This window comes from Paraburkholderia acidisoli, from assembly GCF_009789675.1.
Taxonomy (GTDB): domain Bacteria; phylum Pseudomonadota; class Gammaproteobacteria; order Burkholderiales; family Burkholderiaceae; genus Paraburkholderia; species Paraburkholderia acidisoli.
Map to the genome: position 1 here is coordinate 2,051,256 of NZ_CP046913.1, position 23,240 is coordinate 2,074,495.

The 23,240-nt window shown below is 65.8% G+C and carries 20 protein-coding genes and 1 tRNA gene; 7 read left to right on the top strand and 14 right to left on the bottom strand.

Annotated elements, in window-relative coordinates; all coding sequences use genetic code 11:
- Window positions 1–5 precede the first annotated feature (5 nt).
- On the bottom strand, window positions 6–431 hold the full coding sequence (gene cueR, locus FAZ98_RS08930; RefSeq protein ID WP_158950761.1) for a Cu(I)-responsive transcriptional regulator: 426 nt from the start codon (window positions 429–431) through the stop codon (window positions 6–8).
- Between the two features lie 185 nt (window positions 432–616).
- On the opposite strand from cueR, the gene FAZ98_RS08935 reads away from it, so the two are divergent.
- Window positions 617–823: a heavy-metal-associated domain-containing protein gene (locus FAZ98_RS08935; RefSeq protein ID WP_158950763.1), complete on the top strand. Its 207-nt coding sequence runs from the start codon at window positions 617–619 to the stop codon at window positions 821–823.
- An 11-nt stretch (window positions 824–834) separates the two neighbouring features.
- On the top strand, window positions 835–1,773 hold the full coding sequence (locus FAZ98_RS08940) for a dTDP-4-dehydrorhamnose reductase family protein (RefSeq protein WP_158951927.1): 939 nt from the start codon (window positions 835–837) through the stop codon (window positions 1,771–1,773).
- Between the two features lie 104 nt (window positions 1,774–1,877).
- Here FAZ98_RS08940 and FAZ98_RS08945 read toward each other — a convergent pair whose 3' ends face one another.
- The 3 genes from FAZ98_RS08945 to imuA are packed head-to-tail and all read right to left on the bottom strand — an operon-like array spanning window position 1,878 to window position 7,776.
- Window positions 1,878–5,333, bottom strand: a complete 3,456-nt coding sequence (locus FAZ98_RS08945; RefSeq protein WP_158950765.1) for an error-prone DNA polymerase — start codon at window positions 5,331–5,333, stop codon at window positions 1,878–1,880.
- Window positions 5,334–5,363: 30 nt separating this feature from the next.
- Complete coding sequence (locus FAZ98_RS08950) at window positions 5,364–7,010, bottom strand: Y-family DNA polymerase (protein WP_158950767.1); 1,647 nt, start codon at window positions 7,008–7,010, stop codon at window positions 5,364–5,366.
- The gene (gene imuA, locus FAZ98_RS08955) at window positions 6,928–7,776 is read right to left on the bottom strand and encodes a translesion DNA synthesis-associated protein ImuA (protein ID WP_158950769.1); all 849 of its coding nucleotides are present in this window, start codon (window positions 7,774–7,776) and stop codon (window positions 6,928–6,930) included. Before imuA ends, FAZ98_RS08950 begins: the two co-directional genes overlap by 83 nt.
- Before the next feature lie 277 nt (window positions 7,777–8,053).
- On the opposite strand from imuA, the gene FAZ98_RS08960 reads away from it, so the two are divergent.
- Both FAZ98_RS08960 and FAZ98_RS35935 read left to right on the top strand, forming a co-directional pair.
- The gene (locus tag FAZ98_RS08960) at window positions 8,054–8,242 is read left to right on the top strand and encodes a hypothetical protein (protein ID WP_158950771.1); all 189 of its coding nucleotides are present in this window, start codon (window positions 8,054–8,056) and stop codon (window positions 8,240–8,242) included.
- A 108-nt stretch (window positions 8,243–8,350) separates the two neighbouring features.
- Window positions 8,351–8,482 carry a hypothetical protein gene (locus tag FAZ98_RS35935; RefSeq protein ID WP_267904827.1) on the top strand — a complete coding sequence of 44 codons (132 nt, stop codon included), beginning with the start codon at window positions 8,351–8,353 and terminating at the stop codon, window positions 8,480–8,482.
- Window positions 8,483–8,570: 88 nt separating this feature from the next.
- Here FAZ98_RS35935 and FAZ98_RS08965 read toward each other — a convergent pair.
- Window positions 8,571–8,647 (bottom strand) — tRNA-Pro (locus tag FAZ98_RS08965).
- 181 nt (window positions 8,648–8,828) lie between these two features.
- Between FAZ98_RS08965 and FAZ98_RS08970 the strand changes: the two genes are divergently transcribed.
- The gene (locus FAZ98_RS08970; RefSeq protein ID WP_158950773.1) at window positions 8,829–9,305 is read left to right on the top strand and encodes a SixA phosphatase family protein; all 477 of its coding nucleotides are present in this window, start codon (window positions 8,829–8,831) and stop codon (window positions 9,303–9,305) included.
- A 203-nt stretch (window positions 9,306–9,508) separates the two neighbouring features.
- Window positions 9,509–10,327, top strand: coding sequence for a GNAT family N-acetyltransferase (locus FAZ98_RS08975; protein ID WP_158950775.1), 819 nt, complete (start codon window positions 9,509–9,511; stop codon window positions 10,325–10,327).
- Between the two features lie 125 nt (window positions 10,328–10,452).
- Here the strand turns inward: FAZ98_RS08975 and ppx are convergent, their stop codons facing one another.
- Window positions 10,453–12,054: an exopolyphosphatase gene (gene ppx, locus FAZ98_RS08980; protein WP_233272589.1), complete on the bottom strand. Its 1,602-nt coding sequence runs from the start codon at window positions 12,052–12,054 to the stop codon at window positions 10,453–10,455.
- A 214-nt stretch (window positions 12,055–12,268) separates the two neighbouring features.
- On the opposite strand from ppx, the gene ppk1 reads away from it, so the two are divergent.
- Window positions 12,269–14,332 (top strand): polyphosphate kinase 1, encoded by a 2,064-nt coding sequence (gene ppk1, locus FAZ98_RS08985; RefSeq protein WP_158950779.1) that lies wholly within the window; start codon window positions 12,269–12,271, stop codon window positions 14,330–14,332.
- Window positions 14,333–14,445: 113 nt separating this feature from the next.
- On the opposite strand, the gene phoR is transcribed toward ppk1, so the two are convergent.
- The 8 genes from phoR to glmM all read right to left on the bottom strand — a co-directional run bounded on the left by phoR (window position 14,446) and on the right by glmM (window position 23,106).
- Window positions 14,446–15,759 carry a phosphate regulon sensor histidine kinase PhoR gene (gene phoR / locus FAZ98_RS08990; RefSeq protein ID WP_158950781.1) on the bottom strand — a complete coding sequence of 438 codons (1,314 nt, stop codon included), beginning with the start codon at window positions 15,757–15,759 and terminating at the stop codon, window positions 14,446–14,448.
- Between the two features lie 137 nt (window positions 15,760–15,896).
- Entirely contained in the window at window positions 15,897–16,598 is a 702-nt protein-coding gene (gene phoB / locus FAZ98_RS08995; RefSeq protein ID WP_027817258.1) for a phosphate regulon transcriptional regulator PhoB, read from the bottom strand.
- A 54-nt stretch (window positions 16,599–16,652) separates the two neighbouring features.
- Window positions 16,653–17,357: a phosphate signaling complex protein PhoU gene (gene phoU / locus FAZ98_RS09000; protein ID WP_035522773.1), complete on the bottom strand. Its 705-nt coding sequence runs from the start codon at window positions 17,355–17,357 to the stop codon at window positions 16,653–16,655.
- Between the two features lie 19 nt (window positions 17,358–17,376).
- The gene (gene pstB / locus FAZ98_RS09005) at window positions 17,377–18,231 is read right to left on the bottom strand and encodes a phosphate ABC transporter ATP-binding protein PstB (protein ID WP_407672058.1); all 855 of its coding nucleotides are present in this window, start codon (window positions 18,229–18,231) and stop codon (window positions 17,377–17,379) included.
- 21 nt (window positions 18,232–18,252) lie between these two features.
- Complete coding sequence (gene pstA / locus FAZ98_RS09010) at window positions 18,253–19,149, bottom strand: phosphate ABC transporter permease PstA (protein WP_158950785.1); 897 nt, start codon at window positions 19,147–19,149, stop codon at window positions 18,253–18,255.
- Window positions 19,146–20,132, bottom strand: coding sequence for a phosphate ABC transporter permease PstC (gene pstC, locus FAZ98_RS09015; RefSeq protein ID WP_158950787.1), 987 nt, complete (start codon window positions 20,130–20,132; stop codon window positions 19,146–19,148). The genes pstA and pstC overlap by 4 nt, the downstream gene beginning before the upstream one ends.
- Before the next feature lie 206 nt (window positions 20,133–20,338).
- Window positions 20,339–21,370, bottom strand: coding sequence for a phosphate ABC transporter substrate-binding protein PstS (pstS, locus tag FAZ98_RS09020; protein ID WP_158950789.1), 1,032 nt, complete (start codon window positions 21,368–21,370; stop codon window positions 20,339–20,341).
- Between the two features lie 380 nt (window positions 21,371–21,750).
- Window positions 21,751–23,106, bottom strand: coding sequence for a phosphoglucosamine mutase (glmM, locus tag FAZ98_RS09025; protein ID WP_158950791.1), 1,356 nt, complete (start codon window positions 23,104–23,106; stop codon window positions 21,751–21,753).
- Window positions 23,107–23,240 lie beyond the last annotated feature (134 nt).

A 23,240-nucleotide genomic window follows, 5' to 3' on the forward strand; every position in this document is an offset into this window, starting at 1 on the left:
CAGTTTCAATGCGCCGGGTCGCACGTGGCGCAACCGAGCGGCATTTGCTCGGCAAGGCCCTCGATGATCGGGCAGTCGGGCCGATCGTCGCCGTGGCAATGCGCGGCGAGATGCGAAAGCGTGTCGCGCATCTGCGTGAGTTCAGCAATACGCGCGTCGAGTTCGGACACGTGTTCGAGCGCGATCGACTTGACCTCGGCGCTCGCGCGCGAGCGGTCGTGCCAGAGGGCGAGCAGGCGGCGAATGTCGTCGACGAGAAAACCCAGCCGGCGCGCCTGGCGAATGAAGCGCAGCGAATGCACCTCTTCCATGCCGTAGACGCGATAACCCGACTCCGTGCGCCCCTTGGGCGCCAGCAGCCCCACACTTTCGTAATACCGGATCATTTTTGCCGTCACGCCCGATTCCCGTGCCGCTTCGCCAATGTTCACGCCGCTCTCCCGCAATGGTTCCAAAGGATCGATCTCTGTTCTGACCGATTCTTTGATGCTACACCTTGCCATCGTGGGAAGGTCCAGCGCGACAGCGGAACACGGCTGGCATAATCCGGCGACGGCTTGACCGGGCCGCCTGGCCCATGCTGTAACCCCCGATCCACTCTGAAAAAGGAAGACACATGATCCAGTTCAACGTTGAAGGCATGAGTTGCCAGCACTGCGTGGGCGCCGTCACCCGCGCGATTCACGAACAGGACGCCCAGGCGAAAGTCGAGATCGATCTGGCGGCCGGCCGCGTGAAGGTCGAGTCGACGCAAAGCGCCGAGGCGCTCAAGCACGCCATCGACGAGGCCGGCTACACGGTGACCGGCAGCGCCGCGGTCTGATGAGCCGCGCCGTGTTCAAGGTTGCCGTGATCGGCGCGTCGGGGTTGCTCGGGCGTGCCGTGGTGCGCGAGCTGGCCGTCGATTCCGCCTTCGAGGTCGTGCCGACGGCGTTCCGCCACGGCGGCGGCGCGACGCGCGTGCTCGACGTGCGCGACGCGCAAGCGGTGCAGGCGTTCGTCGACCGGGAAGCCCCCAACGCCATCGTGCTCGCCGCCGCCGAGCGCCGCCCCGACGTGTGCGAACACGATCCGGCGGCCGCGCGCGCGCTCAACGTCGACGCGGTGCGCAACGTCGCCGCGGCCGCGCGCCAGCATGGCGCGTGGGTGCTGTCGATTTCCTCCGACTACGTGTTCGACGGCACCGCGCCGCCCTACCTTGCCGACGCCACGCCGAATCCGCTCAACGCCTATGGCCGCAGCAAGCTCGACGGCGAGCGCGCCCTGCTGGAAGGCGCCGATGCCAGTGAGAACGCGCTCGTGCTGCGCCTGCCGCTGCTGTACGGGCCGGTTTCCGCCTCGACCTCCGGTTGGCACGAGTCGGCGGTGACGAGCCTCGTGCCCGCCGTCGTCGCGTCGTCGCAACCGGGCGCCCCGGCGGCGCCGATGGACGCGTGGGCCACGCGCTACCCGACCTTCACGCCCGACGTGGCATTCGTGATTCGCGAGTTGCTGCTGCGTTGCGCCGATGGCGAGCCGGTGCGCGGCATCGCGCAATGGTCCGGCAACGAGCCGATGACCAAGTTCGACATCGCCGAACGCCTCGCGCAAACGCTCGGCGTGCCGGCGCGGCTCCAGGCGCAACCGGCGCCCACCGATTCGACGCCACGTCCGCGCGATTGTCACCTCGACTCGAGCCGCCTCGAAGCGCTCGGCATCGGTCGGCGTACGCCGTTCGACGCAGCGATCCGGGCCGTGATCGACGCGTTCCAGCGCGAAGGCGGCAAGGCGTAAGTTGCCGGCCCGCGCCGGATAAAAGCCATATCCAGCGCGGCCGTTTCAGGCCGCGCGACGCTTTCTTGCGCCACCCTGCGCGCCCACCTTCGCGCTCAATGAGCTCAATGAAAGTCGCGGCTCTGCGTCGCGAGCCTGCCCAGCAGGCGGCTATGGTCTTCCAGCCGCCGCGCGACCAGGTGCACGACCTCGCCCTGGCGCTGCACCACGCCCTCCACCGCCAGCAATTGCGAGCCGAGCAATTCGCGGCGCTGCGCCTCCACGAGCGCCGGATGCACGATCACGTTGATCGAGCCGGTTTCGTCCTCCAGCGAAACGAAAATCGTGCCGTTCGCGGTGCCGGGCCGCTGCCGCACCGTGACGATGCCGCACACGCGCACGCGTTTGCCCTGGCCGCAGTGCTTCAGTTGCTCCGCGCTGCGAAAACGCTGCTTCGCGAGACCCCCGCGCAACAGTTCGAGCGGATGGCGATTGAGCGTGAGGCGCAGGCTCGCGTAATCGGCGACGATCTCCGCGCCTTCCGAAGCGCGTGGCAGATCGATGCGCGCTTCATCGACGGGCGCGTCGCGCAATAGCTCGGGCACCGCGTGCTGCGCGGTCACGGCCCACCACGCCTCGCGCCGGTGCCCCGCGAGGCTTTCGAGCGCATTGCCCGCCGCCAGCGCTTCCAGTTCGCGGCGCGTGAGCGCGGCGCGGCGTGCGAGATCGTCCACATCGGTGAACGGCGCCTGAGCGCGCGCGGCCGCCACGCGCCGCGCCGCGTCTTCCGGAAAGCCCTTGAGCAGACTCAAGCCGAGCCGCACCGCCGGGCCGCTGCAACCGAACTTCTCCGATTTCAGCTTGACGCGCTTGCGCCGCTGCCGCCGGTAGCGGTCCATCAGCTCGGGCAGGCGCGGCATGCCTCGACACGCCACGGCCGCGGCCAGTTGTGCACGGTAATGCACGGTCCGGGCGCGGCGCTGGCGCGCGGTGGCCTCGTCGAGCCGCACGCCGGGCTGGCCGCGCCGCTCCAGCAGCGTTTCCCAGTCGCTCAGCGCGATGTCGGGCGGCCGCACCGGCACGCCGTGCCGCATGGCGTCCTGCACGAGCTGCGACGGCGAATAGAAGCCGAGCGGCTGACTGTTCAGCAATCCCGCGAGAAACGCGGCGGGCTCGTAACGCTTGATCCACGAACTCGTGTAGACGAGCAGCGCGAAGCTCGCCGCGTGACTCTCGGGAAAACCGTATTCGCCAAAACCTTCGATCTGTTTGCAGATACGATCGGCGAATTCCTCCCGGTAGCCCTTCTTCATCATGCGTCGCTTGAGTTCGGCCTGATACGGCCGCAGATCGCCGTCGCGCCGCCATGCGGCCATCGCGCGGCGCAACTGGTCGGCTTCTTCGCCGGTGTAATCGGCGGCCTCCATCGCGAGATGCATCACCTGCTCCTGGAAGATCGGCACGCCGAGCGTGCGCCCGAGCACCTTGCGCAGTTCCTCCTTTTCGTACACGACGGGCTCGTCGCCGTCGCGGCGCTTCAGGTACGGATGCACCATGTCGCCCTGGATCGGGCCCGGCCGCACGATCGCCACCTGCACCACGAGGTCGTAATACCGGCGTGGCTTCAGGCGCGGCAACATGCTCTGCTGCGCGCGCGACTCGATCTGGAACACGCCGACCGTGTCCGCATGACAGCACATCTCGTAGACGGCCGGATCTTCGAGCGGCACGTCCTGCACGCGAAACTCGGGCAGCCCGCGCCGCAGCGCGACGAATTCGAGCGCGCGCCGGATCGCCGAGAGCATGCCGAGCGCGAGCACGTCCATCTTGAGCAGGCGCAGCGCGTCGATGTCGTCCTTGTCCCACTCGATCACGAAGCGACCCGCCATCGACGCGTTCTCGATCGGCACGAGCCGCGAAAGCTTGTCGCGCGCGATCACGAAACCGCCCACGTGCTGCGAGAGATGGCGCGGAAACCCGCGCAACTCGCGCGTGAGACGAATGAGCTGCTGCGTGATATGCGAATCCGCCGAAAAGCCCGCTTCCTCCAGATGCCGCGCGATCGAATCGGGACCGTCCCACCACTGGTGCGCACCCGAGAGTTTTTCGACCAGCGCGTGATCGAGCCCGAGCGCCTTGCCCACGTCGCGCAACGCGCTGCGCGAGCGATACGAAATGACCGTGGCCGCGAGCGCCGCGCGTCGATTGCCGTATTTTCCGTAGATGTACTGGATGACTTCTTCGCGGCGCTGATGCTCGAAGTCGACGTCGATGTCGGGCGGCTCGTTGCGCGCGCGGGACAGAAAGCGCGCGACGAGCATGTTCATGTTGACCGGATCGATCTCGGTGATGTGCAGGCAATAGCACACGACCGAATTGGCCGCGGAGCCGCGCCCCTGGCAGAGAATTTTCTGCTTGCGCGCGAAGCTCACGATGTCGTGCACGGTCAGAAAGTACTTCTCGTATTTCAGTTCCGTGATGAGTTCGAGTTCCTCGTTGATCTGCTTGCTGCGCTTCTCGTTGAGACCATCGGGCCAGCGCTCCAGCGCGCCTTTCTCCACGAGCTTGCGCAGCCATGACATGGGTGTTTCACCAGCCGGCACGAGCTCTTCGGGATACTCGTAGGCGAGTTCGCCGAGCGAGAACGAACAGCGGCGCGCGACCTCGAGCGTGGCGTCGAGCGTGTCGCGCGGATACAGGCTGCCGAGCCGCAGGCGCGAGCGCAAATGGCGCTCGGCGTTCGGCTCCAGCACGTGCCCGCACGCGTTCAACGGCTTGCCGGCGCGAATCGCGCTCAGCGTGTCCTGCAAAGGCTTGCGCGAGCGCGCATGCATGAGCGCGCCGCCCGCCGCGACAAGCGGCAAACCGCTTTCCTGCGAGACGTGGCGCAGCACGTCGAGCTGCATCTCGTCGTTGCCCGTGTACCAGAGTTCGAGCGCGAGCCACGCGCGCTCGGCCGCGAAGCCCGCGAGCCAATGCGCGGCGCGCAAGGTCTGCGCGAGCGTGGCCGCGCGCTGCGGCACGAGCAGCAGCACGCAATCGCGCAAATACTTCAGATGTTCGGAGCCCGCCTCGGGCGCGGTGAAATCGGCGGGATGCAGAAGGTAACTGCCCTTCGCTGCGCGCGATCGCGCGAGCGTGATGAGTTCGCAGAGATTGCCGTAGCCTTCGCGATTGCTGGCGAGCGCAACGAGCGTGCAGAACGGCGCGCCGTGTTCATCGACGAGATTCAGTTCGCTGCCGATCAGCAGATGCAGCGCAGGCTGAAACGGCGCGGGCGCCTCGCCGCCGAGCAAACGCGCGGCACGCGCGGCTTCCTCGTGGGCTTTCTTGCGCGGCGCGTCGTGCTCGTTGAGCGCGCTCCAGGCGCGCACGACGCCCGCGAGCGAGCACTCGTCGGTGATCGCGAGCGCGCGATAGCCGTGCTCGATCGCCTGCTCGACCAGTTCGCGCGGACGCGAGGCGCCGCGCAGGAACGAGAAGTTGGTCAGGCAGTGCAGCTCCGCGTAGTCGGGCAGCCCGGCGGGAAACTGGGCGGGAAACTGCGCGGACGACGATGCACCCGTCGCGTCATTCGACATGATCTTGCTGATACGAAAAAACGGGAGGCGCTAACCGAAGAGCCCCTGCAGATACCACTGGCCGCCAACGCGCTCGCGATACAGCCAGAACATGCGGCCCTGATCGTCGGCGGCGACGTAATAGTCGCGCTCGACGCTCTCGCCGTCCCACCAGCCCGATTCGATGCGCTCCGTGCGCGTGAGCGTCTTGAGCGGACGCCGGTAGATCGGCCGGTCGCCGCGCATGGCGAGCTTGAGCGGCTTTTCGAGCAGCCACGCCGGACGCGGTTGCGCGGGCAAGGGCACCTCGGGCAGATCGAAGGCGCTTTGCACGGGCGCGCTGGCGGCGTCCTGCGGCGCGTCATGCGGCGTCTTTTTCGGGCGACGCGGCTTTGCCGCGCTCTTCGCCTTGCCCGCGCGCCACGGCCGCGCCGACATTGCCTGTTCCGGCCGATGATCGTCTTCGACGAACAACTGCAAGACGTTCTGCTCGCCGAGCCGCGCGCCGATGCGCTCGAACAGCTGGCCGAGCGAGGCTTCCGCGGCTTCTGCCATGGGGAACAAGGTTTCGGTGGGCGCGGCGTAGTCGCTCACGTCCGCGGCGAAGAGCGCGAGCCCGATCACGGGCGCGGCCAGTTCGGTCTGGTTCAGGCGCTCGCGCAGCAGCCACAGCAGATGCTCGGCGTCGCGCGAAGGCGCGGCCCATGCGATGGCGAGACTCGACGTGCGCGGCGCGTGACGCGAAGCGAGTTCGTGTTCGAGACGCAGCTCGAAGCCCGCAAGCGCCGCATGCTGCGCGGCGAGCCAGCCGGCCAGTTGCATCACCAGACGGCGCGCGGCGAACAGCAACGCCTCGGCGCTCTCCACGCGCGCCTGCAATTCGAGCGACGCCTGGAACGACGGCGGCGCCTCGAACCAGACACGCGGATCGGGCGCCTCGCCGCGCGCCTGCGCAAGCCACGCGAGCACGCCGTCGCCGAAACGCCGCACGATGCCGTCGCGCGGCAGGCGCCGCAAGTCGCCGAGCGTCGCGCATCCGATCTGCGTGAGCGCGTGCTCGTGCTGCGCGGCGAACGGCGCGAGTGTGACCGGCAGCGCGTCCAGCACGCGCGCGAGCGTGCTCTCCTTGAGCACGTGCCAGCGGCGCGAGGCGCGCGCGGCGTGCGCCTGCGCGAGCGTCCACGCGCCCCACGCCGTGGGCGCGCAGGCAATGCGCGCGACGTGGCCGCAACTTTCGACGGTGGCCGCGACTTTGGCGAGCAACGCGCGCACGCCGCCGAAGAGCCGCAGCCCCGAGCCCACTTCGAGCAGCACCGTATGGGATTGCAGCGCTTGTGCCTTTTGCGCCGCTGACGTTGCTTGCGCCGACGCCGATGGCGCCACGAGCGACACCTTCGGCGTGTACGCGAGCAGGGCCAGCGCGAGCGCTTCGAACGCGCGGGTCTCGCGCGCCGGGTCGGCTTCGAGCAGCACGAGCCCCGGCGCGAGCGCCAACGCGTGCGAGCGCGCGCTGCCCGCGTGCACGCCGAGACGCAGCGCATCGAGATCGGCGATCAGGATGCGCGTGTGATCGGCGAGCGCATGGCAGCGCGGCGGCGCGTTGCCGTCCGCCTGTTCAGACGCGGGCGACGGGCACGGCAGCGGCGGCTTCACGGCCTCCAGCGGCAACAACGGCAAGGTGACGGCGATCCACAGCATGATTGACCCCGGGCCACGGCATGACGACCGATGCTGCGTCCGGCTGGGGCAGCATGGCGTCCTGCAACGGCAGTGTGATGACGAGTGGTTGCGCGGGCGGCGGCCCGCGACGCTTGAAAATGTCGACGGATAACGCGGCGAGCTGCATCCATTGACGCCGGTTCAGGGCGTCGTCGCCCGATGGCGCGACCGGCGTGCAAACCATGCGCAACGGCGCCGGCGACGACTGATTGCGCGCGGCGGGCGGACGCACGAGAAACGCGAGCGCCTGCGAATCCTGTGCGGCGACCTGCAAACGCCGCACGGCGTCGGCGCGCGCCTTCGGCTGCCAGAGCAGCACCGCGCCGATCCCTTCCTGCTTGAGCGCCTGTTCGGCGACCCAACCCGCGTCCTTCTCGCTCGCGCGCACCCAGATCACGCGTTCGAGCGCGACTCCCCACGCCTTGAGCGCACGGGCGTACGGCTGCCATGGCGGCGCGACGAGCACCACGTGCCGCCCGGTCTGCGCCGTGAGCGTGCGCAACGCGGGCGCCACGAGCCGCATTTCCCCGACGCCGCCCTGCTCCACCAGCAATTCCGTCAGGCTGCCCGCCGGCCAGCCGGCGCCGGGCAACTGCGCGTCGAGCATGGCGTGGCCGCTCGGCACCGAACGCTCGCTCGCGTGCGCGAGCTGATCGCCCTGCCAGACGCGGCTTTGCAGCCGCGGCGGCAAGTGCGCGGCAAGCTGCGCCGTGGTCGGCAAATTGAGTGGAAGCGCTGCGGCCATGATTCGGAACGGGCGATTTGCATCGGGTCAGGAAACGGTGTTGGATCGACGGCAATACGCTCCCCTGCCCGGCGTCAAAAACGGGGCATGGAGGCGGCGAAACGTCGATCTTCGTCCTGTATATTTATACAGTATTTTATGGGATGAGGGGAAGGCCCGAGGTGGGGTTTGGACGGCGGAGATTGGCCTGCTGCGGCGGGCATTAGCCGAAAAAATGGAGATGGCGATTCTCAAGCACGGCTGAGAATGGAGCAGAATCCGTATAAAAATCAAGAACTTGGCAACAAACTTCGCTGCGGCTCGCCAGGCCGGCAAGGCACCCGGCCCCAAGCTGGTCGCGGCCCGCTACCGGCGCGCGGCCGCCAGGCTGGAGGTCACGTTCGACAACGGCGTCGCGCTCTGCGTACCGGTCGCGCTGATCCAGGAATTCGCGCGGCTCGCGAGTCCCCCCTCGGCGGCGGATTGATCGGCAATCGAAATCTGAAGCGGCGGCTACGATCTGCATTTCCCGCGCATCGACGTATTCGTCAACGGCACGGCGTTGCTCGCGGGCATACTCGGTACGAAGGCGTGGATGGGCATGCTGGCGCGCAATCTGGGCGCGAGGCGCTCGGCGGCCAAGGCCAGTGCGGCGCGGGAAAACGGCAAGAAAGGCGGCCGGCCGAGGAAGGCGGTGGCGGTGCCGGTGGATCCTCAAACCGCGTGAACAAGCGCGCCGAGAAACGACACGTTTCAAGACGACGCGGAGAACGAAAAAGGGGTTACGCGCCGAAGCGTGTAACCCCTTCAATTCGTGGTCGGAGCGATAGGATTCGAACCTACGACCCTCTGATCCCAAATCAGATGCGCTACCAGGCTGCGCTACGCTCCGACGAATCCGCGATTGTATCGGCTAAGCCTATCGTCCGTCAAATCCTGTTGCGCGCAACGGGAAAGCCCATCATCCGAACCCAGGCAAACCCACCTTGCCGCCCTCGCCTCACCCATGCACCATGGCGACAGCCCGCGGCACGCGCCTTGCCGCAGCCTGTCGACCCACCCAGGAGACGCCGATGCAACTCATTCTCTGGCGCCACGCCGAAGCCGAAGACATCGCCGCGAGCGATCTCGCCCGCCAACTCACCACGCGCGGACGCAAGCAGGCGCAAAACGTCGCCCGCTGGCTGCGCGCGCGCCTGCCCGACGACGCCGTGATCCTCGCGAGCCCGGCCGCGCGCACCATGCAGACCGCCGAGGCGCTCACGGACCAATACCGCGTCGTGCGCGAACTGGCGCCCGACGCCAGCGTGGACGCCGTGCTCACCGCCGCTGGCTGGCCCGAAGGCATCGCGCCCGCCGTGGTCGTGGTCGGCCACCAGCCCACGCTCGGCGAAGTGGCCGCGCATCTGCTCGACGCGGGCACGGACAAGGCCGCCCGCCCGCGCGGTTGGGCCGTGAAAAAAGCCGGCGTGTTGTGGATCGCGAGCCGCGAGCGACTCGGCGACGACCACGCGGTGTTGCACGCCGCCATCACTCCCGAACTCGTCTGAGGCCGTCGCGCCGCGCCCGTTCCCCCCCATTCCAGCCGATCCCGCCCCGCCCTTTCCCTTGCTGCACCGGGCTCCTCGCATGCCCGGTGCTTCCCGCTGGCTTACACGGCGTCATCGAATCGTCATTGCGTTGCCATGTAACCGTAACCGCGTCTTACTACATTGGCCGCAAAAGTTCCGTTACCTTTCGACCAGGACGCCCCATGCGAGATCTGCCGATGCCTCCCCTGCCGTTCGCCTCGACGATGTTCGAGTCGCACCGGCGACTGCCGCGCGCCGAAGAAACGGTCACCGCGCAGCATCGCCTGCAGGTGACGTGGGCTCGCAGCGACGAGGAGCTGCGTGAAGCGCAGCGCCTGCGCTACCGCGTGTTCGCCGAAGAGATGGGCGCGCGCCTCACGGGCCCCGCCGGCCTCGACGTCGACGCGTTCGACGCCTACTGCGATCACCTGATCGTGCGCGACCTCGACACGCTCAAGGTGGTGGGCACGTATCGCGTGCTGCCGCCGCACCAGGCCGCGCGTATCGGCCGCCTCTACGCCGAAAGCGAATTCGACGTGTCGCGCCTCGCGCATCTGCGCCCGAAGATGGTCGAAGTGGGCCGCTCGTGCGTGCACCCCGACTATCGCAGCGGCTCGGTCATCATGTCGCTGTGGGGCGGTCTCGGCGCCTACATGAAGCAGAACGGCTACGAAACGATGCTCGGCTGCGCGAGCGTCGCGATGGCCGACGGCGGCCACTACGCGGCCAACCTGTACGCCTCGCTCGACGCGAACGCGCTGACCGATCCCGAGTACCGCGCGTTCCCGCACACGCCGCTGCCCGTCGACGAACTGCGTACGGGCGGCTCCGCCGTGCCGCCGCCGCTCATCAAGGGCTATCTGCGCCTCGGCGCGAAAATTTGCGGCGCGCCCGCCTGGGACCCCGATTTCAATACCGCCGACTTCCTCACGCTGTTCCGTCTTTCGGAAATCAACGAGCGTTATGCGCGGCATTTTCTCGGCGACGGCATCGCGCGCTAAAAATCCGTCACGCATAAAATCCACAAAAACCCGGCTCGATTTTGCGAGCCGGGTTTTTATTGATGCCGATTAAAGGCCGGACGAACACGCCAAAACAGCGCGTTCAATCCCGGCGCATTCCTCGCTCATTCTTCCGTATAAACCACGCGATACGGAATGCCGACCTTGCCCCACTCCGCCGCTTCCTGCACGAGGTTGTAGTCGGTGAGCGGATTGTTCTGCACCCACGCGTTCGGCAGCAGCACCTCGTAGCCCTCGCCTTCCTGCTCGACCTGGATGTGCGGCAGGCCGACGTCGGCGCGGCGGCGGCTCAGGAGCGCCGCGAGGCGCAGGCAGAACAGCAGCGGCCATTCCACGTCGCGCGTTTGCGAAAGCTTGCCGAGCTTGCCCACGTGGCCGAGCACGAGCGCCGCGAGGCGCGCCTGGTCGGTGCGCGAGAAGCCCGGCATGTCGGCGTTGCTGGTGATGTACGCCGAATGCTTGTGATACGCGCTATGCGAAATCGACAGACCGATCTCGTGCAGCGACGCGGCCCACGTGAGGAACATGCGGTTCTCTTCGCGGCGCTCTTCGTCAGGTTCGTCGAACTGGTCGTAGAACTTCACGGCGAGTTCGGCGATACGGCCCGCCTGCGCGCGATCCACGCCATAGCGGCGCATGAAGCCCTCCACCGTGACCGTGCGCATGTCCTCGTGCTGCGAACGGCCCAGCAGGTCGTACAGCACGCCCAGACGCAGCGCGCCGTCGGTCGTGTCGACGTAATCGATGCCCAGTTCGTCGAACACCGCGATCATGATCGACAGACCGCCCGCGAGCACCGGCACGCGGTCGGGCTTGAGCGCGACGAGCTTGAGACGGTTGACGTTCTCGGCCTTGATGAGCGCGCGCTTCAGACGCTCCAGGCCGCCGCGCGAGATGCCGTGCGTGATGCCCGGATCGTTGAAGCCGTTGGCCTCGACGAGTTCCGCGAGCGCGCGCGCCGTGCCCGACGAGCCGATCGCCTGGTCCCAGCCGGTCTTGCGGTAGTCGGCGGAAATGATCTGAATTTCGCGCGAGGCGGCGAGTTCGGCCTGGCGCATCGTGTATTCGTCGACGTTGCCCGAGGGGAAGAACTGGCGGCTATGGCTCACGCAGCCGATATAGAGGCTCTCCATGCGGATCGGCGTGTAGTGCGCGCCGATGATGAATTCCGTCGAGCCGCCGCCGATATCGACCACGAAGCGCTTGCCCGCGCTCGCCGGCACCGAATGCGCGGCGCCCGCGTAGATCAGGCGCGCTTCTTCGCGCCCCGCGATCACTTCGATCGGGAAGCCGAGTGCCGCTTCGGCCTCTGCAAGAAACTCGCCAGCGTTCTTGGCGACGCGCAGCGTGTTGGTCGCCACGGCGCGCACCTGGTCGGGATGAAAGTCGCGCAGCCGTTCGCCGAAGCGTTTGAGCGCGTCCCAGCCGCGCACCTGCGAGGCGCGGTCCAGCAGTTTGTCCTTCGAAAGACCGGCCGCGAGCCGGACGGGCTCGCGCAGCGCGTCCACCGGATAGATCTGGCTACCGGCGTCGGTTTCCTCGACGCGGCCGACGATCAGGCGAAAGCTGTTCGAGCCGAGATCGACGGCGGCGAGCAATTGAGGGTTGGTGACCATCGAGGGGGCGGGCTCCATGCGTGCAAATACTGACGAGCGCGCGGCCATGCGGGCTTGCTGCGCCGCGGCCGCGCTGTCCAAAAGCGTCATTTTAAGCGTACCCGACTTCACGATGGCGCTCCTCGCGGTTGTCGCACACACAGTTACTTTCGTCCACTGTGCATGATCGCGATACCCGTTTAAGATTTCGTGAAAGTGCGGCGTCGATTTTATGACACGCTGAATGTCACAATAAAGTCATATTACTGTGAGAATTTCCGAGCGTCCGTTCGAATCATCCCCCGAAATTCCCTTTTCATTACCGATGTCCATCCGCTACCCCTTACTGAATCGCGAGCTGGGCATTCTGGGATTCAATGAGCGCGTGCTTGCACAGGCGTCCGATCCCGCTGTTCCCTTGTTGGAGCGTCTGCGCTTCATCTGCATTACCAGCAGCAACCTTGACGAATTCTTCGAAGTGCGCATGGCCGGCCTTCAGGAGCAGATGCGCGACAATCCCGGCGTGCTCTCGCCCGACGGCATGTCGCTGCAACACGTGTACGACCTCGTGGTCGAGCGCGCGCAGCGCCTCGTGCATCGTCAGTACCGCATGCTGCACGACACCGTCCTGCCCGCGCTCGAGCAGGAAGGCATCTACTTTCACGGCACCGACGCCTGGAACGAGGCCCAGACCGCCTGGGCGCGCAATTACTTCTTCGACGAACTGCTGCCGGTGCTCACCCCCATCGGCCTCGATCCCGCGCATCCGTTCCCGCGCGTGCTCAACAAGAGCCTGAACTTCGTCGTCGAGCTCGAAGGCAAGGACGCCTTCGGCCGCCAGGCCGTCATGGGCATCGTGCAGGCGCCGCGCGCGCTGCCGCGCCTCGTGCGCATGCCGCAGGAGCTGTCGGGCTTCCAGCACGGCTTCGTGCTGCTCGGCTCGCTGCTGCAGCGCTTCGTGGGCGAGCTGTTCCCGAGCCTCGTCGTGCGTAGCTGCAACCAGTTCCGCATCACGCGTAACAGCGAACTGTTCGTCGACGAAGACGAGATCACGAATCTGCGCGTGGCGCTGCAGGGCGAACTCCCCGCGCGCCACCTCGGCAACGCGGTGCGCCTCGAAGTGTCGGCGGAGACGCCGCTGCATCTCGTGCAACGCCTGCTCGACGAAAGCGGTCTCAAGAGCAAGGACTGCTATTACGTCGACGGCCCGGTGAATCTCGTGCGTCTCATGCAGTTGCCCGAGATGGTCGATCGCCCCGACCTCAAGTTCGTGCCGCACGTGCCCGCGATCCCGCAGCGCATCGCCGCGACCACCAACATGTTCGACGTGATCGATCACGGCGACGTGCTGCTGCATCATCCGTACGAAAGCTTCCAGCCCGTGCTGGAACTGCTGCTGCAGGCCGCCAACGACCCCAACGTCGTCGCCATCAAGCAGACCATCTACCGCACCGGCACCGACTCGCCGCTCATGGACGCGCTCATGCAGGCCGCGCGCAACGGCAAGGAAGTGACGGTGGTCGTGGAGCTGCTCGCGCGCTTCGACGAAGAGACCAACATCAACTGGGCCTCGCAGCTCGAAGCCGTGGGCGCGCACGTGGTGTACGGCGTGGTGGGCCACAAGTGCCACGCCAAGATGATGCTGATCGTGCGCCGCGTGCCCGTGAACGGCCGCATGGTGCTGCGCCGCTATGTGCACCTCGGCACCGGCAACTATCACCCGCGCACGGCGCGCCTCTACACCGACTTCGGCCTCATGACCGCCGAGCCGAAGATGTGCGAGGACGTGCATCACGTGTTCCAGCAGCTCACCGGCATTGGCGGCGAACTGCAGCTGCACGAAATGTGGCAGTCGCCGTTCACGCTGCACCCGAAGCTGATCGAGTCGATTCGCGCCGAAGCCGAGGCCGCGCGCCAGGGCAAGAAGGCGCGCATCGTCGCGAAGATGAACGCGCTGCTCGAACCCACGGTGATCGACGAGCTGTACGAGGCCTCGCAGGCGGGCGTGAAGATCGACCTCATCATTCGTGGCGTGTGCGCGCTGCAGCCGGGCGTGCCGGGGCTGTCGCAGAACATCACGGTGCGTTCGATCGTCGGGCGCTTCCTCGAGCACCATCGCATCTACTACTTCTACGCGGGCGGCAAGGAAGACGTGTATCTCTCCAGCGCCGACTGGATGGACCGCAACCTGTTCCGCCGCGTCGAAGTCGCGTTCCCGATCCACGACCGGCGCCTCAAGCGGCGCGTGATCGCGGAAGGCCTCTCGACCTTCATCGGCGACAACCAGGCCGCGTGGCTCATGCAAAGCGACGGCCATTACCGCCGCCGCCGCGCGGGCAAGGCCGTGCGCAACGCGCAGATGAGCCTGCTGACGAAGTTCTGTCCGTGAGTGCGTGACGCTCGTTCGAGCGTCGCCGATGCAAAAAAGCCGCTTCGAACGAAGCGGCTTTTTTTATCGCCGTGCTTATTGCGGTCTTCCGCGCCGTGACAGCGGCGCGCGCATCAAACCGGCGCCGGCTGCCGGCGCGTCGTGCGCGCCGTGGGAAAGCGCACGGTGAAGGTGCTGCCGCGCCCTTCCTCGCTCTTCACTTCGAGCGCGGCGTCGTGGCGTTGCAGCACGTGCTTGACGATGGCGAGACCGAGGCCCGTGCCGCCCGTGTCGCGCGAGCGGCTGCGATCGACGCGATAAAAACGCTCGGTCAAGCGCGGAATGTCGGAGGCCGGAATGCCGAGGCCGCTGTCCGTGACCGAAAACACCGCGCCGCCCTGCTCCGCGCGCCACGACAGATGCACCGTGCCGCCATCGGGCGTGTAGCGCACGGCGTTGGTCGCGAGATTGCCCAGCGCGCTCAGGATCTCGGTTTCCGAGCCGGTCACGCTCAGGCTGTCGTCGATGTCGGCCGTGATGCGATGGTGGCCGCCCGAGAGCGTTTCGGCGTCTTCGCGCACGTGGCCGAGCACCGCGCGCATGTCGATCATCTGGTCGCCCGGCGAGCGTCCCTCGCCTTCGAGCTTCGCGAGCACCAGCAGGTCGGTGACGATGTGGCGCATGCGCGAAGCCTGCTGCTCCATCATCTCCAGATAGCGGTTGCGCTCGGTTTCCGAGAGCGGAATCTCGCGCATCGTTTCGAGAAAGCCCGAGAGCACCGTGATCGGCGTCTTGAGTTCGTGCGAGACGTTGGCGACGAAGTCGCGCCGCATGGAGTCGGTGCGTTCGAGTTCGGTGATGTCCTGCGACAGCACGAGCTTGCGGTTGTCGCCGTACGGAAACACCTGCACGGAGAGCACGTTCTGCCGCTTCGCGCCCATGCCGCGCATGATCAGCATTTCCTGATAATCATGCGAATTGAGGTAGCGCACGAAGTCGGGCTGGCGCACGAGATGCGTGATGTGCTGGCGCAGATCGCGTTTGGCGTCGAGGCCGAAATGGACTTCGCTGATCGCGTTGCACCATTCGATCTGGTCGTGATCGTCGAGCATCGCCACGCCGTTCGGCGAAGCCTGGATCGCCTGAATGAAGCGCGAGTGCTGCTGTTCGACCTGGCGCACCTGGGCGTGCCAGCGCTTCGCGAGCTTGTGCAGACGGTAGTAGATTTCGCCCCAGATGCCGGGAGCGCTCGGCACTTCGCCGTAGACCGGCGCGTCGAGCAGGCGCCAGAGGCGTTGCTTGTGGAAGGTGCTGAAAAGCATTTGCGCGACGAGCGCGACGACCGCCACGCTCAGCGCGAACTTGACGCCGACGATCGCGCCAATGCCCGTGCAGACGAGCGCGAGCAAGACGATCGAAACCAGGGAGCGCGCCCAGATGATGTTCATGTTCCTGCGATCGAAAAAAAAACAGTCGGATGCGGGCACGCAACATCGTGCGGCCGGCGCCGGGCAAGCCCGCGCGGCCAACGAGCGGCGCCGCGAGGTGCATTACCCCGCGGCGCGGCCAGGACTTCAGGACAGCTTCAGGCGCTCTTCGCGAGACGGTAGCCGCTGCCGCGCACCGTTTCGATCATAGCATCGCACCCCGCCGGCTTGAGCGCGGCGCGCAGACGCTTGATATGCACGTCCACCGTGCGCTCTTCCACGAACACGTGGTCGCCCCACACCTGGTCGAGCAACTGCGTGCGGCTGTGCACGCGCTCCGGGTGCGTCATGAAGAAGTGCAGCAGGCGGAACTCGGTCGGGCCGAGGTCCAGCTTGATCTCGCTGCCTTCCGCATGGGCCGCCACCCGGTGCGTGGCCGGGTCGAGCTTCAACCCGTTGATCGCCACGACGTCTTCCGTGAGCTGCGGCGCGCGGCGGCGCAACACCGCCTTGATGCGCGCCATCAGTTCCTTGGGCGAGAACGGCTTGGTCACGTAGTCGTCGGCGCCGATTTCCAGGCCGAGCACCTTGTCCTGCTCGTCGCCGCGGGCGGTCAGCATGATGATCGGGATGTGCTTCGTGCGCTCGTTGTTGCGCAGATCGCGCGCGAAGTTGACGCCCGACTTGCCCGGCAACATCCAGTCGAGCAGGATGAGATCGGGCAGCACGTCGCTGATCAGGTTTTGCGCCTGTTCCGCGTTGTACGCGCGGATCGGGCAATGACCCGCGTGTTGCAGGTTCACCGAAATCAGCTCGGAAATAGCGGGCTCATCTTCGATGACGAGAATGCTGCTGGGCATCGGCACCTCTTGTGACCTTTTGGTCGCTTGGACCAGTTGAATCTGAACGGTTGATTAACTGAGCGCTTCGCGTTCGAGCGCGTCGCGCGACTTGTGCCGCACGTCGGTGCCCTTGACGATGTAGATGATGAACTCGGCGATGTTCTTCGCGTGGTCGCCGATCCGCTCGATCGCCTTGGCGATGAACAGATAGTCGAGGCCCACGGAGATCGTGCGCGGATCTTCCATCATGTAGCTCACGAGCTTGCGCACGAAAGCGCGGAATTCCTCGTCGATCGCCTTGTCGTCGCGCACGATCTGCGCGGCCGCCACGGTGTCGAGGCGCGCGAACGCGTCGAGCGCGCGGCGCAGGATCGACACGGCCATTTCGCCCGAGACCTTGATCTCGGCGATGTTGACGGTGCGCGAGGCGCCGTCTTCCATCAGGCGCTTGGTGCGCTTGGCGATCTTTTCGGCTTCGTCGCCGGCGCGCTCGAGGTTCGTGATGGTCTTCGAGATCGCGAGCACGAGGCGCAGGTCACGCGCGGCCGGCTGGCGGCGCGCGATGATGTTGCTGCACTCTTCGTCGATCTCGACTTCCATCGTGTTGAGACGGTCTTCGGCGGCGATCACGCGCGCGGCGGCTTCGCCGTCGAACTCGTTCAGCGCCTGCATCGCCGTGATGATCTGCGATTCGACGAGACCGCCCATTTCGAGCACCTTCGACGAAATGAGATTCAGGTCGGCGTCGAACTGGCTGGAGAGATGCTTATCGGACATGATGGGCTCCTTTCGACGCTTAACCGAAGCGGCCGGTGATGTAGTCTTCCGTTTCCTTGCGGACCGGCTTGATGAAGATCTTCTCGGTGTCGCCGAACTCGATCAGCTCGCCGAGGTACATGTAGGCGGTGTAGTCCGAGCAACGCGCGGCCTGCTGCATGTTGTGCGTGACGATCACCACCGTGTAGTCGCTCTTGAGTTCCGCGATCAGCTCTTCGATCCGGCCCGTCGAGATCGGGTCGAGCGCCGAGCACGGCTCGTCGAGCAGCAGGACTTCGGGGCGGATGGCGATGCCGCGCGCGATACACAAGCGCTGCTGCTGGCCGCCCGAGAGACCGTAGCCGCTCTGGTTCAGCTTGTCCTTCACTTCGTTCCAGAGCGCGGCCTTCGTGAGCGCCCACTCCACGCGGTCGTCCATTTCCGGACGCGACAGCGTTTCGAACATCTTCACGCCGAACGCGATGTTGTCGTAAATCGACATCGGGAACGGGGTCGGCTTCTGGAACACCATGCCGATACGCGCGCGCAAGAGCGAGATGTCGCGCTTCGTCGTCAGCAGGTTTTCGCCTTCCATCAGGATCTCGCCTTCGGCCCGTTGTTCCGGGTAGAGCGCGAACATCTTGTTGAAGGTGCGCAGCAGCGTGGACTTGCCGCAGCCCGACGGGCCGATGAACGCCGTTACCTTGCCTTCGGGAATCTGCAGGTTGATGTTCTTCAGCGCGTGGTACTTGCCGTAGAAGAAGTTCAGGTCCTTCACTTCGATCTTCGGCTTGCCGAGCGCGGGCAACTGACCGTTCTGGGCGGGGTCCGCGGGTTTGAAACCAGCCGAGGGCGTAGTGCCGTGCGCGGCGGTGTTGAGGTGACTCTCTGCCATGTTCATCGGATGACTCCGCCCTTACTTGTTCGAAAAGACCGTGCGCGCGAGGACGTTCAGGCCCAGCACGCCCAGCGTGATCAGGAAAACGCCGGCCCACGCGAGCGATTGCCACTGCGAAAACGGGCTCATCGCAAACTTGTAGATCGTGACCGGCAGGTTCGCCATCGGTTGATTCATGTTCAAGCTGAAGAACTGGTTCGACAGCGCGGTGAAGAGGAGCGGCGCGGTTTCGCCGGCGATACGCGCCACGGCGAGCAGCACACCCGTCACGATGCCGGCGATCGACGCCTTCAGCGTGATCGAGAGCACCATCTTCCACTTCGGCGTGCCGAGCGCGAAGGCCGCTTCACGCAGCGCATTCGGCACGAGCTTCAGCATGTTTTCGGTCGTGCGGATCACGATCGGGATCTGCAGCAGCGCGAGACCGATCGCGCCGGCCCAGCCGCTGAAGTGACCCATCTTCGCGACCACGAGCGCATAGACGAACAGACCCACGACGATCGACGGCGCCGACAACAGAATGTCGTTGATAAAGCGCGTCACGCCCGCGAGCCAGCCCTTCTGGCCGTATTCGGCGAGATAGATGCCCGCGAGAATGCCGATCGGCGTGCCGACCAGCGTCGCGATGCCCACCAGCAACAGGCTGCCGACGATGGCGTTGGCGAGACCGCCGCCATCCGTGTTCGGCGGCGGCGTGGACTGCGTGAACAGCTCCACCGAAAGACCGCCGATACCGAGCGACAGCGTCGTATAGAGAATCCACACGAGCCAGATGATGCCGAACGCCATGGCGGCGAGCGAGCACGTCAGCGCGATCGCGTTGGTCACACGGCGACGGCTTTGCAGCTTGTCGCGCATGCGCTCCAGTTCGGGCCCGTAAATCGCGCCCGGAATCTTCATCAACGGTTCGCTCATCGCGCACCCTCCGCTTTTTCAAGGCGCAGCAACATGAACTTCGAGATGGACAGCACGATGAACGTGATCACGAAGAGAATCAGGCCCAGTTCCATCAGCGCGGACGTATGCAGGCCGGGGTCGGCTTCCGCGAATTCGTTCGCGAGCGCCGAGGTGATGCTGTTGCCCGGCGAGAACAGCGAGACGTTGTCGAGCAGGTTGGTGTTGCCGATCACGAAGGTCACGGCCATCGTTTCGCCGAGCGCGCGGCCGAGGCCGAGCATCACGCCGCCGATCACGCCGGTCTTGGTGAACGGGAGCACGATCTTCCACATGACTTCCCACGTGGTGCAGCCGATGCCGTACGCCGATTCCTTCAGCAGCACCGGCGTGACTTCGAACACGTCGCGCATGACCGAGGCGATGTACGGAATGATCATGATCGCGAGAATCACGCCCGCGCACAGAATGCCGATACCGATGGGCGCGCCCTGGAACAGCGCGCCGACCACCGGGATGCCGCCAAGCAGCACGCCGAGCGGCTTTTCGAAGTACTGCGCGAAGATCGGCGCGAACACGAGCAGACCCCACATGCCGTAGACGATCGACGGGATCGCGGCCAGCAGTTCGATGGCGATGCCGAGCGGGCGGCGCAGCCAGGCGGGCGAAAGCTCGGTCAGGAACAGCGCGATGCCGAAGCTCACAGGCACGGCGATGATGAGCGCGATGATCGAGGTGGCGATCGTGCCGTAGATAGGCACGAGCGCGCCGAACTGCTGGCTGGGAGGATCCCAGTCAGCAGTCCAGAGAAATGAGAGGCCGAACTTCTGGATCGTCGGCAACGACGAAACGATCAGCGAAACGATGATGCCGCCGAGCAGCAACAGCGTGACGATGGCGGCAAGGCGGGTGAGGCTGCCGAAAATGATGTCCCCTGCCGGGCTGGGCGCTTTCTGTTGCGCGGCGCTGCCGGGCGGGTTGGAAACGAGCGGGACGTCGGACATGGTGACCTGGGTTCCAGTTGCCGCGAGCGCGAGGCTCACGACGTTGATGCAGCCGCTAGACTGCGATCGCCCGTCTTCCGGTCACTGAACCGGTCGACGGGCGGCACATCGGGACAGCTTGTGCGGTGGCTTCAGGCGGCTTACACAAGCGAGAGGGCCGCGCGCGTCACGCGGCGGCCCTTTCAGCTATTCGCCTGACGCTAACCTTACTCGGCGACTGCCTTGCCGCTTGCGTCCTTGACCTTCGCCTTCCACTGCGTTTCGATTTCGCTCACGACCGATTGCGGCAGCGAGATGTAATCGAGGCTGTCAGCAGCCGGGGTGCCGTTCTTGAACGCCCAGTCGAAGAACTTGAGCGTTTCCTTGCCCTGTTCCGGCTTGTCCTGTGCCGTGTGCAGCAGCACGAACGTTGCGCCGACGACCGGCCATGCGTCCTTGCCCGGCTCGTTCGTCAGGATCTGGTAGAACGACTTCTTCCAGTCTGCGCCAGCAGCCGCTGCCTTGAACGTGTCCGTGCTCGGCTGAACGACCGCGCCCGTCTCATTCTTCATGGCAGTGTAGATCATGTGGTTTTGCTTGGCGTATGCCCATTCCACATAACCGATCGAGCCCGGCAGACGTTGCACGAAAGCTGCGACGCCGTCGTTGCCCTTGCCGCCCGTACCCGTCGGCCAGTTGACCGTTGCGCCTTCGCCGACCTTGCTCTTCCAGTCAGCGTTGACCTTCGAGAGGTAGTTCGTCCAGATGAAGCTGGTGCCCGAACCATCAGCGCGGCGAACCACGGCGATGTCCAGATCCGGCAGCTTGACCTTCGGGTTCAGGGCGACGATGGCCGGATCATTCCACTTCTTGATCTTGCCGAGGTAGATGTCGCCGAGCACTTGACCCGACAGAACGATTTCACCAGCCTTGATGCCCGGCACGTTGATTGCCGGCACGACGCCGCCAACCACCGTCGGGAACTGGAACAGGCCGTCCTTAGCCAGTTCGTCGTCCTTCAGGGGAGCGTCCGAACCTGCGAAGTCGACGGTCTTGGCTTGAATTTGCTTGATGCCGCCCGACGAGCCGATGCCCTGGTAGTTGACCTTGCCGCCGCCCGACTTTTGATAGGCGTCTGCCCATTTCGTGTAGATCGGTGCTGCGAACGTGCTGCCCGCGCCGGTGATGTCAGCAGCGTGCGCTGCCATCGCGAAAAGAGCGCCAGCAACGCCAGCGAGCGCGGTTTGCATCAATTTCATGAGACCTCCAGATGTGTGAGCGGAAGAACGACACCGCGAAGCTTAGGGGCTCTCTGTGACAGTACCGTGACGATTCATGAAGCGAACGTGACATTTACATTACTGGCTGAAAGCCAGTGAAAACCAGCCGCATACCGGCGTGAAGCCGGGATGGGTAAGGGACCGGCGCGTGGCCGCCCGCGCGTAACGGCCGCTGGAGGCGGCTTGGGCGGGATTCGGGGTGCGAAACGAAAAGGCTTCGCGACAGCAAAGAAAGCGCGCTGAAACCTGCAAGTGAAACGTTTGCAGAATTCTGCGATTGCTACAAAAAAGACTGCAAAAAAAGATGGGGGCGACACCGCGACGCGACGTCACACCCCATCGATTAGCTCAGAACAAACTTAAGCGATCGAACGCTTGACGGTTCCGGCAATGGCTTCTGCGTAATGAACCGCGTCGCGCTCTTCGCGCGCTTCGACCATCACGCGCAAGACCGGCTCCGTGCCCGAGGCGCGGATCAGCACGCGGCCCTTGCCCTTGAGTTCCGCTTCCGCCGACTGGATCGACTGCTGGATTTCGGCGTTGCCCTTCCAGTCGGCGCCCTGCGCAATGCGCACGTTGATGAGCTTTTGCGGGAACAGCGTCACGCCGTCGAGCAGTTGCGCGAGCGTCTGGCCGCTGCGCTTCATCGCGGCGAGCACGAGCAGCGCGGAAACGATGCCGTCGCCGGTCGTATGGCGGTCGAGCGAGAGAATGTGGCCCGAGCCTTCCGCGCCGAGTTGCCAGCCCTTCTCGCGCAGTTGTTCGAGCACGTAGCGGTCGCCCACGTTCGCGCGCACGAAGCCCACGCCGAGCGCGTCCAGCGCCTGCTCCACGGCCAGGTTCGTCATGAGCGTACCGACAGCCCCTGCCACCTTGCCGTCGGTCGCGATGCGGTCCTTCACGAGCACGTAGAGCAGTTCGTCGCCGTTGAAGAGGCGCCCCTGGGCATCCACGACCTGAAGACGGTCCGCGTCGCCGTCGAGCGCGATGCCGAGGTCCGCGTGATTCGCGCGCACCGCGCGCACGAGCGCGTCGGGGGCCGTGGCGCCCACGCCGTCGTTGATGTTGAAGCCGTTGGGCGAAACCCCGATCGGGATCACGTCGGCGCCGAGTTCGTGGAACACGTGCGGCGCGATGTCGTAAGCGGCACCGTTCGCGCAGTCGATCACGAGCTTGAGGCCGCGCAGGTTGAACGCCTGCGGGAACGTGCTCTTGCAGAACTCGATGTAACGGCCGCCGGCGTCGTCGAGACGGCGGGCGCGGCCGAGCAGGTCGGACGGCGCGCACTCGAGCGGCTGGTCGAGTCGCTCTTCGATCTGATGCTCGACCTCGTCGGGCAGCTTGTTGCCGTCGGCCGAGAAGAACTTGATGCCGTTGTCGTAGTACGGATTGTGCGACGCGCTGATCACCACGCCCGCCGAAAGGCGCAGCGCGCGCGTGAGATAGGCGATGCCGGGCGTCGTCATCGGGCCGGCCAGCATGACGTCGATGCCGGCCGCCGAGAGCCCCGCTTCCAGCGACGCCTCGAGCATGTAGCCCGAAATACGCGTGTCCTTGCCGATCAGCACCGAAGGGCGCGGCCCGCCGGTCGCCGCCGCCGACCCGGCCAGCACCTTGCCCGCGGCGTAGCCGAGCCGCAGCACGAAATCCGGCGTGATCGGCGCTTCACCGACCTTGCCACGTACACCATCCGTACCGAAATAACGACGTCCCATTTTTTGATCCTCGATCGTATGTCGCCGGTCTAGCCGGTTTGTCCTGATTTTGCCGCCGCCGTTCCTGCTTGTTGCCGCTTTCTCGCGGCATTTCCGCTGATTATTCGCCGTGCATCGAATCGCGCCGCGCCGGA

Excerpts from the sequence above, each read along its gene's own strand:
- FAZ98_RS08970 (WP_158950773.1), top strand. The coding sequence starts at position 8,829 with ATGCAACTCATTCTCTGGCGCCACGCCGAAGCCGAAGACATCGCCGCG.
- phoR (WP_158950781.1), bottom strand. The coding sequence starts at position 15,759 with ATGAACATCATCTGGGCGCGCTCCCTGGTTTCGATCGTCTTGCTCGCG.
- ppk1 (WP_158950779.1), top strand. The coding sequence starts at position 12,269 with ATGTCCATCCGCTACCCCTTACTGAATCGCGAGCTGGGCATTCTGGGA.
- pstB (WP_407672058.1), bottom strand. The coding sequence starts at position 18,231 with ATGGCAGAGAGTCACCTCAACACCGCCGCGCACGGCACTACGCCCTCG.
- phoU (WP_035522773.1), bottom strand. The coding sequence starts at position 17,357 with ATGTCCGATAAGCATCTCTCCAGCCAGTTCGACGCCGACCTGAATCTC.
- FAZ98_RS08950 (WP_158950767.1), bottom strand. The coding sequence starts at position 7,010 with ATGCTGTGGATCGCCGTCACCTTGCCGTTGTTGCCGCTGGAGGCCGTG.
- FAZ98_RS35935 (WP_267904827.1), top strand. The coding sequence starts at position 8,351 with ATGGGCATGCTGGCGCGCAATCTGGGCGCGAGGCGCTCGGCGGCCAAG.
- imuA (WP_158950769.1), bottom strand. The coding sequence starts at position 7,776 with ATGGCCGCAGCGCTTCCACTCAATTTGCCGACCACGGCGCAGCTTGCC.
- ppx (WP_233272589.1), bottom strand. The coding sequence starts at position 12,054 with ATGACGCTTTTGGACAGCGCGGCCGCGGCGCAGCAAGCCCGCATGGCC.
- glmM (WP_158950791.1), bottom strand. The coding sequence starts at position 23,106 with ATGGGACGTCGTTATTTCGGTACGGATGGTGTACGTGGCAAGGTCGGT.
- phoB (WP_027817258.1), bottom strand. The coding sequence starts at position 16,598 with ATGCCCAGCAGCATTCTCGTCATCGAAGATGAGCCCGCTATTTCCGAG.
- pstC (WP_158950787.1), bottom strand. The coding sequence starts at position 20,132 with ATGTCCGACGTCCCGCTCGTTTCCAACCCGCCCGGCAGCGCCGCGCAA.
- FAZ98_RS08975 (WP_158950775.1), top strand. The coding sequence starts at position 9,509 with ATGCGAGATCTGCCGATGCCTCCCCTGCCGTTCGCCTCGACGATGTTC.
- FAZ98_RS08935 (WP_158950763.1), top strand. The coding sequence starts at position 617 with ATGATCCAGTTCAACGTTGAAGGCATGAGTTGCCAGCACTGCGTGGGC.
- pstA (WP_158950785.1), bottom strand. The coding sequence starts at position 19,149 with ATGAGCGAACCGTTGATGAAGATTCCGGGCGCGATTTACGGGCCCGAA.
- pstS (WP_158950789.1), bottom strand. The coding sequence starts at position 21,370 with ATGAAATTGATGCAAACCGCGCTCGCTGGCGTTGCTGGCGCTCTTTTC.
- FAZ98_RS08945 (WP_158950765.1), bottom strand. The coding sequence starts at position 5,333 with ATGTCGAATGACGCGACGGGTGCATCGTCGTCCGCGCAGTTTCCCGCC.